Annotated in this window: 9 protein-coding genes; 4 read left to right on the top strand and 5 right to left on the bottom strand. The window is 40.5% G+C overall.

Translation table 11 applies throughout. From position 1 onward, the window contains the following. Nucleotides 1-107: 107 nt before the first annotated feature. Nucleotides 108-3,023 (bottom strand): PD-(D/E)XK nuclease family protein, encoded by a 2,916-nt coding sequence (locus EZ444_RS06390; RefSeq protein WP_225874651.1) that lies wholly within the window; start codon nucleotides 3,021-3,023, stop codon nucleotides 108-110. Between the two features lies 1 nt (nucleotide 3,024). Then, a complete protein-coding gene (locus EZ444_RS06385) occupies nucleotides 3,025-6,252 on the bottom strand; it encodes a UvrD-helicase domain-containing protein (protein WP_131607904.1) in 3,228 nt (1,075 codons plus the stop codon). A 127-nt stretch (nucleotides 6,253-6,379) separates the two neighbouring features. Here EZ444_RS06385 and EZ444_RS06380 point away from each other — a divergent pair, with 127 nt between their 5' ends. After that, nucleotides 6,380-6,889, top strand: coding sequence for a thioredoxin family protein (locus EZ444_RS06380; RefSeq protein ID WP_131607903.1), 510 nt, complete (start codon nucleotides 6,380-6,382; stop codon nucleotides 6,887-6,889). 10 nt (nucleotides 6,890-6,899) lie between these two features. Here EZ444_RS06380 and EZ444_RS06375 read toward each other — a convergent pair whose 3' ends face one another. The 3 genes from EZ444_RS06375 to EZ444_RS06365 are packed head-to-tail and all read right to left on the bottom strand — an operon-like array spanning nucleotide 6,900 to nucleotide 10,047. Beyond that, nucleotides 6,900-7,673 (bottom strand): tRNA threonylcarbamoyladenosine dehydratase, encoded by a 774-nt coding sequence (locus EZ444_RS06375; protein ID WP_131607902.1) that lies wholly within the window; start codon nucleotides 7,671-7,673, stop codon nucleotides 6,900-6,902. A gap of 1 nt (nucleotide 7,674) precedes the next feature. Further along, nucleotides 7,675-8,331: a TatD family hydrolase gene (locus EZ444_RS06370; RefSeq protein ID WP_131607901.1), complete on the bottom strand. Its 657-nt coding sequence runs from the start codon at nucleotides 8,329-8,331 to the stop codon at nucleotides 7,675-7,677. A 9-nt stretch (nucleotides 8,332-8,340) separates the two neighbouring features. Continuing rightward, nucleotides 8,341-10,047 (bottom strand): glycoside hydrolase family 3 protein, encoded by a 1,707-nt coding sequence (locus EZ444_RS06365; protein ID WP_131607900.1) that lies wholly within the window; start codon nucleotides 10,045-10,047, stop codon nucleotides 8,341-8,343. A 295-nt stretch (nucleotides 10,048-10,342) separates the two neighbouring features. Here EZ444_RS06365 and EZ444_RS06360 point away from each other — a divergent pair, with 295 nt between their 5' ends. The 3 genes from EZ444_RS06360 (at nucleotide 10,343) to EZ444_RS06350 (ending at nucleotide 13,656) form a co-directional block, all read left to right on the top strand. Continuing rightward, nucleotides 10,343-10,957, top strand: a complete 615-nt coding sequence (locus EZ444_RS06360) for a porin family protein (protein ID WP_131607899.1) — start codon at nucleotides 10,343-10,345, stop codon at nucleotides 10,955-10,957. Nucleotides 10,958-11,404: 447 nt separating this feature from the next. Beyond that, nucleotides 11,405-12,895, top strand: coding sequence for a glycerol kinase GlpK (gene glpK, locus EZ444_RS06355; RefSeq protein ID WP_131607898.1), 1,491 nt, complete (start codon nucleotides 11,405-11,407; stop codon nucleotides 12,893-12,895). A gap of 29 nt (nucleotides 12,896-12,924) precedes the next feature. Continuing rightward, entirely contained in the window at nucleotides 12,925-13,656 is a 732-nt protein-coding gene (locus EZ444_RS06350; RefSeq protein WP_131607897.1) for an MIP/aquaporin family protein, read from the top strand. Nucleotides 13,657-13,662 lie beyond the last annotated feature (6 nt).

The raw sequence follows: 13,662 nt of genomic DNA, 5'->3' as shown, positions 1-13,662 counted from the left end.
TATATTCAAATATTAACTGGCACAAATATAAGTATTGTAATGCAATTATAAAGTAGTGTTTTAATTACCCTTTAGAAGCCTCAAATCGGCTAAAATAATTTGGCATTTTACATTCCACACAGAGTTAAATATGGAGAAAATGCAAAACCGGCTTCATTCTCTGTTGGCACAAAGGGCTGACTTTCATCAAACAACTCGGCAAGTTTACCTTCTAAGAAACCAATAAACTCCTCTTTTATGCTTTCCAGCTTTACTCCATTTAGCTTTAGCTTCTCTTTGCCTTCTATAAAAAATGTACCTTCCTTGCGCATGTTGCGGATACTATACAAGTTAGGCTCAACCTGTTCAAGCGCATTTGCCCGTTCAAATACATAAGTATAAAATAGCGTCTGGATTAGGGCCTTGTTTTGTTTGTTACTGTTGGTATCAAAAACATCAGCTAAATTACTATACCGCAAAATATCGCTACCCGTTTTATAGTCTACAATACGCGTAATCCCATTTTTACGATCTATACGATCGATGATTCCATGCAAAATGATCGTCTGCTCTACCCCATTAACCTTAAATTTAAAATCGACCTTATCCTTTTTCTCTAAGGCCAAAACCTCAAAAGGAGCTTCATTCTCGTCATAATCTAAAATCAGGTTGGCATATTCCTCAACAATAGCCAGCACAACCTTCTGCATTCCATTATGACTTACCTGATGGTTTTCATTTTCAAACATCACCTGCGCAAAGGCTTTTACAGCCAACTGTGGGATTTTTTTACGATATTCCGCTATCCGCTGCTTGGTTATGACCTTATCCTCGGCCATCAAATCACCGTAAAAAGTCTCCAACACGAAGTGCAACATCGAACCAATATAATTGGCTTCCAGATTTTCCGAAATCTCTTTTGGCTCCTCTATCCTGGCCACGTATTTATAAAAGAACTGCAGCGGACAATTCACATAAGACGTTAAGGCCGATGCCGACAATTGTGTTTCACCCGTTAGGTATTTATTGAGTACAGCCATCACCTTTTCATCTTTATGGATGATAACTGGCCTTTTTTGTTCTGTAGAGATACTTTGCTTATGCTCCAAATAGTTAAAAGTATAACCACTTTCGTATTCGAGTTGCCTCAAAAAACGTGTTGGCTCCCCGGTATTGGTATCATCTGCCTGCGCATTATAAACCAAGCTCACCTTACTGGAGCGCTGCAGCAAACGATAAAACATATAAGCTGAAATGGCATCCTGATTTTCAAGAACAGGTAAACCATAGGCTCTGCGGATGCTATCCGGAATAAAACTTGGCGAGACACTAGTCTGAGGCAGCAACCCCTCATTAACCCCTAAAATATAGACCTGATCAAAATCAAGGCTTCGACTTTCCAACAATCCCATCACCTGAATACCTTGAAGTGGTTCTCCCGTTAAAGGAACAGCGATCCCCTGCACTGCTTTTTGGATAAGCGACAAAATAAATGATAGCTCCTTTGGACTATTTAAGCCGGGCAAATAAGTATTTAAAGCATCGTGCAGTCGGTTAAGCTCTTTAATGGTCGCCACAAACAAATCGGCCTCCGTTTGGCGCAGGGTTTTATGGGCCAACTGCTGTTCAAGGATATGCTTAAAAATGGCCTGCAACGTATTCGTTGCTTCGGCACTATTTTCAACTTTGGTAAAAAACATTGCCAGCAATCCCTTTTGGGCTTTTAACCTCGACAAAGGCACTTCAGCCAATTGTTCTGCCAGCAATTTTTGCTGAATCTTGCTACGTGTCAATTCAGTAATTCCCGTAAGCGGATGAGACAAGAAGGCTTCAACCTCCCTGTGATACACTGTATCTTTTTCTCCCTGGATCAATTGCGCTTGTACACTTAGCCACAAATCCGCCAGACCAAAAATGGACGAAGCCACCAATGGGTACCCCATCGTCACATTTATATTTATAGGATGCTTTTCAGCACCATCATGATAATGCGTGGGTATAGTTTGCAATACAGGTAAAAGCAGACTTTCATCTGCAAGGATAAGCGCAATCTTACCGGCATTGTCTTCCGCTTTTAATAGCGGATAATCGGCCTGAAGCGCAGTACTCAGTATTTTTGCCTGTGCAACCTGCCCTTGGGTTTTATAAACATTTACAGTTTTAGGATTCGCTTTGATCAGGCTTTTACTTGCTCCTAAAGCATTCAGCAAACCATTTACCTCAAAGTTCTTTCTTAAAAACAGCCCTGCCTCCTGCAACGTATCCTTCATATAATACGTATCCGTATCAAAGTAGAACAAGGTTTTTGCCTGATCCTGCCAACGCTTAAAAACCACAGCCTCGGCCCTACTTAAGGCATTAAAACCTACAAATACCAATTTTGGATAAGTGCCTGTAAAGTTTGGCAGCCCTGCTTTCCCTTCAGCCAACTGTCGGTAAATATGCCCCATAGTGGTTAGGCCCTTCTCTTTCAAGGCTTCATGATAACCATGGTACAAGTCAGGCATTCGCCCCCACATCTTAATAAACTGTTCTTGCTGTTTTTTATGCTTTCCTTCGGAATAAGAACTCCAGAAGCCCTTTAAAAATTCCTGTTGCTCCTCACTTAAATAATCAAATTGATAATCTACTTCTGCAAAATCTTCCAGTTGTTCAAATAACTTCCCGGCATTCACCAGGTCATTGTCGATTTGAGCAAAATCACTCAAAATAATCCGGGCAATGGGATAAAACTTAGCTGGATCTATCTTGGCTTCGCCATTTTGCAATACCAGCTCATTGTATTTCTGATATAAAGTAAAAAACTGCGTAAAGGCATCTGCCACCTTTAATTCGGAAGACAAAGCAAAAAACTCCTGAATAGTAAAGAAAGAAGGACTCCAAAAAGGCTTATTGATGATTTTTGCCAAATGATCCTGTAAGTAGGCCACCGGACGCTTGTTGTTAAAAATAATGGCAGCGTGTTGCAGGTTGTCGCCCAGCTGCGTTACCAAATCCTCGGCCACTTCTCTTAAAAATGGTTTTATATTCAATTCCTTACTCATCTTAAACCAGTTTTAATTGTCCACTTAGCGCATAAAACAAATAGGTTTTTACGTTCGTATAGCCCATAGCCATCAATAAGGCTTTATAATGGCTAACCTGTTCAATATGTTTGTCGCTTTCTTGCTGTGTAAATTTATAATCAACTATTGTGACCTCATTGCCATTCACCAACACCTTATCAGGTCGGTAACTTTTGCCTTTCGTATCTATAATACTGCGCTCGTTTAAGCTCTGCTCACTCTTGCCCAATATCTCTTGTAAACCTTCATGCTGTAAAACGGCAACAGCCTGAGCCTTTAAAAACGGCAATTCTTCTTCCTTAAAAATACCTTCCAATAACAAGGTCTGCAAAACAGAATCCACCGCTGCTACATCGCTCGCTCCAGCCAATACCTCATGAAGGATCGTTCCTGTCCTACCAGCACTTTCACCCGTTAACAAATCTATTTCTCTTCGCTTTAAATTGGCATCAAACACTTGACTCAATCGATCAGAAACTGGGTAATAATCCATTTCTATCTGTTGTATAGCCGTGTCTTTTTCAGGTCGATCGAGCACCGCCCCATCTATCACATAATTACCTTCCTCCGATAGCTGATCGGAAAAAACCTTACTTAGCAAATCACCTATATTGGTAATTGTATCGGTCTTTTTACCCATGGTACTGATGTACAAATATTCTTTGGAGCGGGTTGTAGCCACATAAAGCATATTTAAAGCATCCATATTGTTATAAAGCAATTCCTCAAAGTAAGGCTTAGCTACACTGGAACGACCAAGCTCCTTATTGTATTTTAAAGGAATACTGTGCAAATGATGATAAGGGGTATCAGATGCCGGAACCCAGAAAATGCCATTAGGTTTACCATTAATATCCCAATTGCAAAATGGCAGCATCACAGCCCTAAATGCCAAACCTTTAGATTTATGAATAGTGATTACCTGTACAGCATCAGCATTATCTGGCGAAGGCAAGGTTTTCCTGGCCCCCTCTTCGTCCCAAAAAGCTAAAAATGCGGCAATGCCTTTCTCTCCATGCAAAGCAAAACGACCCGTTAAATCGCGTAAAGCAAACAGATAGGGTAAGTTGGCGACATGCTTGCTTTCGCCCAAACCATAAGCGGCTATAATTTTTTCTAATAGCGCCGGCAAAGGCTGCTGCATCCAGGTTTGCCAATCCGCACACAAATCGGCAGGCAACAGATCCGCAAGCTGCGTCAGATTTTTAAACTTTAATGAGAAATAATGATGGGGTTCAACCGGTTTTTCCTGTAAATTGGCATACAAACTAATGCAGTTTGCTTTATACAGTGCAGTATTTTCCGACAATCCACCCATTACCTGCAAAGTGTTGATGATTAGTTTTACTGCACTATTGTTATTCAGCAATAAAGCTTCTCCCGAAATCACATCAATGCCCTGTTCCATTAGTGCTTCTACCGCAGCCACAGCTTCCGAGTTAGAACGAACCAACACACAAATATCCTTCAGTTTATAATTTTTATCCTTAATAAGGATATCCAGCTCTGCCATCATTTTAGCTAACGCCAAATCCCTAAAAGTAGTCTTAGTTAATGTATTGCCTTCCGCATCTTCCTTTAAAACATTAAAGTTAATCGTTCCGCCATCCAGTGTAAATGGCGTAGTTTTCTGTCTTGCTTCAGCATAAACATCGGTTACAATATGATCAAAACCTTGCTCTTGCCACCAATTTAAAACCTCGGCGACATCCTGTTCGGCAATGGTCCCATTCAAATTGACCTGCATCAATTCTGGCAGTTCCTTAAATAAGTAGTTATTAAACTCAATGATATTTAATGTACTCCGGTAGTTCTCTTCCAAACTGTCTTCCAGTACATTTTCTGCTTTAATATCCAGCTTTGCCTGTTGGTGAAGCATGTTCCAATCGCCATTTCGCCAACGATAAATTGACTGCTTAGTATCGCCTACAATTAGGTGATCAATCAGTTTGCCACTAGGCGAGGCGATAGAGTTGCTAAGCAACGATTTAAAGCTACCCCACTGATTGGCCGAAGTATCCTGAAACTCATCAAATAGAAAATTACGGTATCGATTGCCCATCTTTTCCCAAATGAAAGATGGGTTATCATCTGCATCATCGGTTATCCCTTTTAATAGGGTCTGTGCATCACTGATTAACAGATTTGGACTTTCGTCTCTATAATCTTTCAACAAAACAGCCATTTCCTGCATCAAGCGTAGGTAATATAAATTCTTATTGAATGCCTGAGCCAGTAAATACCCCGCTAATCCATCCTGATAAATATTTACCAGTTTTGACAAAACAGGGTTCAACTCCGAATAAGCACCACTTTCTTCACCCTTTTGAAACCACTCCTCAGGCTGATCGACTATCTTTAGCAGGCTAGATATTTTACTTAAATCCCCTGCAGCTATTTTCGGCAGGTTGTTTAATGGTGATCGTGACTTGCCTTTCAAGCTGGATACCTCTATCCCTTCCACCTCAAAAATCTGTTGAGCTTGCTCCGCTAGTTCCTTAATGGTGCTTTCAAAGGTCTCCATTCCGAGCCGGGTAACCTTATTGTAATCCTTAAAAAGGGCATCCAAGTCAGCCGATTCTCCCAGCTCCTTAATTGCATTTTCAAAGGGTTGATACCGTTCTTTGAAAATCTCATTAGCCAAATCAATTAGCTCCCTACGATAATTCCAGCTCAAATTATTATTGATCCGATCTAAGGCCAGATCAATGATCCACTGCAATAAAACAGGATTTTTATCCAAAGCTTTATCCAATCGCTCGGCCAATTCATTCTTTACCTTATCATAATTCATCTCCAGGCCATAACCTGCATCCAAACCTAGCTCAAAGGCAAAACCCCGAATCACTTTCTGCACAAAACCATCTATGGTACTCACTGAGAACCGGCCGTAGTCATGTAAAATCTTGCGGTATATTTTATCAGATTTCTGTTTTAAACTTGCCGCATCCATATCGGGATGTCCTTTTAAGACGATCTCTCTGTAGTCGTTGATCTTTTTTGACGGATCTCCCTCAGCAAAACCTTTCAACACCTCCATAATCCGACTTTTCATCTCTTCTGTAGCTTTATTTGTAAAAGTTACAGCCAGAATTTCGCGATACTTGGTTTCACCCGATAACAAAAGGGTTAAATAATGCGCTGTTAAACTGAATGTTTTACCGGATCCGGCAGATGCTTGTAATATTTTTAAAGGCTGTTGAGGCATTAGGTAAAGCTATTAATATTTTATAACATCGGCAGACAAAATAATAGTTTAGCGGCATATGCTTCATGATAATTACATTACCATACTTGAAAGATAAATACTTAAAATTGTATATAAATTTAAAAAGATGAAACAACTAGCTTTAGTTTTACTGGCGTTTATAGCCATATCCAGCACAGCATTAGCACAGGATAAAGCACCTGTTAAAAAAGAACCTATAACGATTTACAACCCTAAAGCCAATGCAAAGGCCGACATTGATGCCGCCGTAGCAAAAGCAAAAAAGGAAGGTAAACACGTATTTATCCAGGTTGGCGGCAATTGGTGCAGCTGGTGTATTGCTTTTCATAAGCTGGTTGACGCTACGCCTGAATTGAAAGATTATTTAAACAGTAACTACGAAACTGTACTGGTAAACTATAGCCCAGAGAATAAAAACCCTGCTGTAATGGCTAGCTTAGGTTATCCCGGCCGTTTTGGTTTCCCTGTATTTGTAATTCTTGATGGAAACGGTAAAGTAATTCACATCCAAAACTCTGCCTATCTGGAAGAAGGAAAGGGGCACAGTGTAAAAAAAGTAATGGAATTTTTAAAGGGATGGACAGTTGCCGCCCTTAAACCCGAAAATAATAAATAGAAGCTGTAGATCAGCGTTTCTTTTTTACTGCAATCCTTGGTGGTCTTTCGGCCATAGTGATGGCTTGTCCTAACAGGTCCCTGATCACCACGGAAGCGCAGACCCCGCCAAAGGCCGCCGGAATGTACGACATAGTCCCATAGGCAGATTTCTTAAAATTACTACCATCGGTCATCACCAAAGAATCTTTTATCACCGCTTCCGTAGAAAAGACTGCTTTGATTTGACTATAGTTTCCAAGTAGCTTTAATCTTTTTCGTATATCTGATGCAAAAACGCATTGATAGGTATCCGGGAGCCAGGTTACCCTGAGCAAAGTAGGATCCATTTTGCCCCCAGCCCCCATCGAACTCACGATGGGTACGTTCTTCTCTAATGCTTTAGACAATAGGACAATTTTAGGGCTAAGGCTATCTATACAATCCATCACATAATCAAAATGATGCTCCATTAGCGCACTACATCTTTCAGGAGTTAAAAAGTCCTGTATAACATGTAATTTAAGATCCGGATTAATGGCCAATAAGCGCTCTTTCATAATATCGGCTTTATGCTGACCATGGTTGGTAGCCAAAGCTGGCAGCTGCCGATTTCTATTACTCGGATCAACAACATCCCCGTCTACAATTGTCATCTCCCCAACACCAGATCGACATATAAACTCTGCAGCAAAAGAACCCACACCTCCTAATCCTACCACCAGTACATGTTTTTGTTGCAAAAGATCTATTCCCTCATTTCCAATCAGTAGAGCAGAGCGTGACAACCAGTTTAAATCAGACATATTAAATAAGCATTATTTTTTTCCAGTTGGCAAAAATAAGCGCTTTCATCTCCTCTAGAGTAGTATTTTTCAAATTTGCAGCAGCTTGATAAATTTCCTGTATGCTACAGTCAGCAGCATCTGTTTCCAAAAAGAACATATCTGTGTGTTTAACCAAGTCCGCAGCTCCCGAATCGGCATGTAGTATCGCCTTACCAAAAGAAAGGTAAAACCCTTTGTCCAACAATTTCTGCCCCAATTCTTCATCCTTGTTAAACCCATGGACAATAAGAGGCACACTGACTTTCATTTCCTTTTGTAAAGACATCAATTCGTCAAAACACCTTACACAATGAAGAATAACAGGCTTATGAATCTCATTGGCCAACCTGAGCTGTTTCCTCAAAATAATCAGCTGATTTTCCAGGCTTTCCCCTTTCAATCTGTCTAAACCACACTCACCAATCAGTTTAACCCGGGTTTCTTTTGCCGTCTCAGCAAGTTTTAAATAATCTTCATCCAGATGCTCCATTGTCGCAAACCAAGGATGTAATCCTAATGAAAGTTCCTGGTCTTCTGGCAATACGACGCGCATACCTCTGGTTAAAGAAAGACTAAGTATACGCCTAACTCCGTCTTCCCTCCCTTCCTGATGTGTATGTATGTCTAAAAATTGCACAATAGTATTTTAAAGTCCGTCTCCATAGTTAAAGAAGCTATTTACAGTAACTGGTAGCTTTCCTGTAGCGATTATTTGATTTTTGATCACCCCAGCCGCTGCCTTTTGCATAAAGTCCTCTTTCTGATAAGCAATAATCAAGCCTTTACTTTGCTCTAGCCCTGGTAATGCGGCTAAGTTATATGGATTGGCAAATAAAGCGAAAACCGCATTACTTAGCGCCATATCTTTTACAAACATATTTAGATCAGCACTCAATACCATTCCGTTGCCCGGACGTGTACGGGTATCATGAATACCAATAATAATTTGATCAAATGCCTTAAGGTCTCTTAACACCTTTGCAATTGCATTGGCATTCGCATTTTTATCCAAAGTATAGAAAATAGCGTTTTTATAGTAAGCACCAAGTTCGCGTTGAAAAGTTGTAACCTCGGGAGTGCCGATGCTGATAATTACGGTACGCTGCTCTGCTTTAAGTTGTTGAATGTTATTTTTTCCTCTTAGCATAGTCATAGACGCTTCTGCCAGTTGCTGCAGCAATGCCAAACTTTCCAGACGATTTACTTCGGCCACTACATTCTGCTCATCAATGCTCTTCTTAACGTTTAAACCTGCCCAATATTTAGCTGCAAGGATCTTTTTAACGCTTTCATCAATCTGTGCCATGCTAATCCTGTCTGCTCTAATCGCTTTACGCACCAATTTTATAGCTCTTGCACTGTTCTCAGACAACTCTATAATGTCATTACCAGCAATAATACCCATCACATCAGCTTCGCCGTTTTTAAAATTCTTAACCACCCCATTCATACCCATTGCATCAGAAATAACAATGCCTTTAAAACCTAGTTCATCCTTTAAAAGTCCGGTAACTATCGGTTTTGACAAAGTAGATGGCATATTAGGTGTATTGTCCAATGCCGGAATATTCATATGTGCAATCATTACACCAGCAGCTCCGTCCTTAATTAACTCTTTAAAAGGATAAAGCTCCAAACTGTCTAAACGCGTCTTTGTAAATGTTAATTGCGGCAAATCGTAATGCGAATCCACATCTGTATCACCATGACCAGGAAAATGTTTGATACTAACTAGCAATCCCCCATCCTGCATCCCTTTCATATAAGCTGCCGCCTTAGTGGCTACATTATATTTGTTCTCCCCAAAGGAACGGAAGTTGATCACCGGGTTTTTAGGATTATTGTTCACATCCACATCAGGCGCAAGATTCATGTGCATTCCAATACGTTGATAATCCTTCGCTACTTCAACCCCCATTTTATAAAGGAGATCCTTATTTTGAACCGCACCCAGTGCCATTTGATATGGATAAGAGATGGTGCTATCCAAACGCATTCCTAATCCCCATTCGCCATCAGAGGTAATTAATAATGGAACTCTGGCCAAGGACTGGTATTGATTGGTTAAAATAGCTTGTCTAGCGGGACCGCCCTGAAAGAATACTAAGCCACCAATGCGCTCCTTCTTGATCACCTTCCCTATTGAATCCTCATAAGCCTTACCAAAATTGGTATGTGCCCTTACAAAGAATATTTGCGCAATTTTTTGACGTTTACTTAACCGTTTAAAAACAGAGTCTACCCATTTATTAGGTTCAGCTAGTGTTTGTAAGTAGGATTTCTTTTGTGCCTGTGCACTAAATAGGGTTGTTAACAGGAGTAAACTAACTATAAAAAAATGCTTGACATTCATTTGTATAACAATTGGTTAAACTTCAAAGTTAAGCAAAAGTTCCATTTTAATGGATTTGAGCAATCATGTATAAAGAGAATACCCCAGGAATTTTGAAGCCCACCATACATTGTATCAAATTTGATACAATGTGAAAGTCAATAACTCTATGCTCATCATTGATGATCGAGTTGAATTAAATCGGCTAATTAACAGCTATACATACCGTTTAGGGCCATTTATAAGAAAAAAATATTCTACCCATATAAAGTTGGCACATTTCTTTCAACTACTGGTGTATTAAAAACACATAATTATGAAAAAGTTAATCATTTTGGCTCTAGGCCTATTTGCAGCAGGTGCTGCCAATGCACAAGCCCCAATTAGATTGGGAGTAAAAGCAGGTTTAAACCTTCCAAACATTATCAAAGATGATGGTAACAACGATTTTAAAACAAAAGTAAATCCTGGTTTTAATGCAGGTGTCACTTTAGATATCAACCTGATTAAAGGTTTAGCATTTACGCCTGAATTACTTTATTCGACCAAAGGATACAAAGCTGAAACTACATTTGGGGACTACACAACAACAACCAGTTTCATCGATATTCCAATTTTAGCCAGTATTAATCTTGGTGGAAGTGGCTTAAACCTAGTAGTAGGTCCACAAGTGTCCTTCTTACTTTCTACAAAGAATAAATTTGAGAATGGTATAGGGACTGTAGAGCAGGAGATCATTGAAGACAAATCTGATCGATTTAAAAAGAGTCTTGTCGGCGGACTTATTGGCTTTAGATATGACATCAACAATAAGATCGATATCCATGGTCGTTACGCCTTAGATTTCCAGAAAAACAACGAAGATGGCTCAAATGAAACTCCTGAGTTTAAAAATCAGGTCTTCTCTCTAGGTTTCGGTGTGAAATTCTAATTTTACGCTCATAAAAAAAGGCGCCTTTATCATCACTCATGGTAAAGGCGCCTTTTTTACAAAACATATCATTGCCTATTTTGTTATAAGTGTAGTATTCATATTATCATTCATTACTATGAAAAATCAACCCACACAAAAGCACAGTGGAAGTGATCAAGGTAAAACAACATCCGATCGAATGTTCCACAGTACAAAACAAGACAAGAAACAGCAAGGCATTTCAAACGGAGGGGGTCAGCGTTCCGACCAAACCTCCAACAGAGATAACCAACGCAAACGCGAAGGTCATTAAGGTTTTATTTAAAGGAGGATAACTATTCCCTGTTAATCCAGAAAAGCATTCCATACGGGATGCTTTTTTTTATAATTTCAAATTGCGTCTTTTACTTTCGATAATGATTGTTTATACTTACGTTTTATTACACATCATTGTAATTATAAATTATGAGCAAATTTATTTTATCCTTTGATCAGGGAACCACAAGTTCAAGGGCGATTGTATTTAATAAGGAAGGAAGCATTGTTTCCATCGCACAAAAGGAATTTGAACAAATCTATCCTCAACCAGGATGGGTAGAGCATAACGCCAGTGAAATCTGGACCAGTCAAATTTCTGTAGCAACAGAAGCGATAGTAAAAGCAGGCATTACACCGACCAATATTGCTGCAATAGGCATTACCAATCAGCGTGAAACCACTGTATTATGGGATAGAAAAACTGGAGAACCTTTGTACAATGCCATTGTATGGCAAGACAGGCGCACATCTGGTTATTGCGATGAGCTTAAAGCCAAGGGAATGGCTAAAAATATACAAGAAAAAACAGGCCTTATTTTAGATGCTTATTTTTCTGCCACCAAAATCAAATGGATTCTTGACAATGTACCGGGGGCTAGAGAAAAAGCTGCTGCTGGAGACATCGCGTTTGGAACTATCGACTCCTGGTTGATATGGAACCTAACCGACGGAAGAGTACACGTAACTGATGTCAGTAATGCATCAAGAACAATGATATACAACATTCACACCTTGGATTGGGATCAGGAATTACTGGATCTTTTTGATATTCCAAGAAATATCCTTCCAGAAGTTAAATCATCCAGCGAGGTTTACGGAGAAACCACCGGCAATGTACTTGCTGCAAAAATTCCTATTGCGGGAATTGCTGGCGATCAGCAAGCAGCCTTATTCGGGCAAATGTGCACGCAGGTAGGAATGGTGAAAAACACCTACGGAACGGGTTGTTTTATGCTAATGAATATTGGTGATAAACCCATCGTTTCACAAAACAATCTGGTAACTACTATCGCTTGGAAAATAAACGGAAAAGTACAGTATGCCTTAGAAGGCAGTATTTTTATTGGTGGTGCAGTTGTACAATGGCTAAGAGATGGCTTGGGTATTATCAAAACATCTGCCGAAGTAGAAGAACTGGCGCTTAAAGTTCCAGACACTGGAGGAGTATACCTGGTACCTGCATTTGCCGGACTTGGAGCCCCGCATTGGGATCAGGATGCACGTGGGACTATAACCGGCATTACTCGGGGCACAACGGCCTCACACCTGGCAAGGGCGGCGGTAGAAAGTATAGCTTTTCAAACAATGGAAGTACTTAAAGCGATGGAGGCCGACTCGGGGCACAGCATTAAAGAATTAAGGGTAGACGGTGGTGCCACGGCAAATGATATGTTAATGCAGTTCCAGGCCGACTTACTTGACACAACTGTAATCCGACCAAAAGTAACCGAAGTAACCGCATTAGGCGCAGCTTATCTAGCGGGACTGGCTGTTGGATATTGGGATAGTATGGACGACATTAGCGGACAATGGAAAATTGACAAAAATTTCAATGCTGGAAAAACGGATCACATTCCTGAACGAATTAAAGGCTGGAACAAAGCTGTAAAAGCTGCAAAAGCTGCTGCCGAAAACTAAGATATTTAAACACAATAAACTTAATCCATATGTCTCCATTTGCAGCCGAAATTATTGGCACTATGTTTATGATTTTATTGGGCAACGGAGTTGTTGCCAACGTGGTTTTGAAAGGAACCAAAGGGAATAATGCCGGATGGATGGTGATCACTACCGCCTGGGCCCTTGCGGTATTTGTAGGCGTGGTTATCGCCGCCCCATACAGTGGCGCCCACCTAAACCCTGCCGTAACCATCGGTCTGGCTGTAGCCGGAAAATTTAGCTGGGCGGATGCCCCGACCTATATCGCAGCACAGTTTATCGGTGCCATGCTGGGCTCCTTCCTGGTTTGGTTGCTGTTTAAGGACTTCTATGCGGGTACAGAAGATAAGGGAGCAAAGCACGCCACTTTCTGCACGGCGCCCGCCATCCCTAATACGGTTTCCAACCTGATCAGTGAGATCATCGGAACTTTTGTCCTGATCTTTGTTATATTCCACTTCACAGGTGCAGAAATGGGTGCAGATAAGAATCCAATTGGATTAGGCTCCATTGGTGCATTACCAGTAACCTTTTTGGTTTGGGTAATCGGTTTGTCTCTTGGTGGCACTACTGGGTACGCCATCAATCCTGCAAGGGATCTTGGGCCAAGAATTATGCACGCGATATTGCCTGTAGCAGGAAAAGGGGGCAACAATTGGGGATATTCATGGATCCCTGTTATTGGACCTATTGTAGGCGCTACATTGGCCGCTGTGTTTTATTTATGGATAAAAATATAGCCAATC

The organism is Pedobacter hiemivivus, assembly GCF_004331685.1.
Taxonomy (GTDB): domain Bacteria; phylum Bacteroidota; class Bacteroidia; order Sphingobacteriales; family Sphingobacteriaceae; genus Pedobacter; species Pedobacter hiemivivus.
The sequence above is the reverse complement of the archived record's forward strand: the minus strand, read 5'-3'. Positions and strand labels throughout refer to the sequence as shown.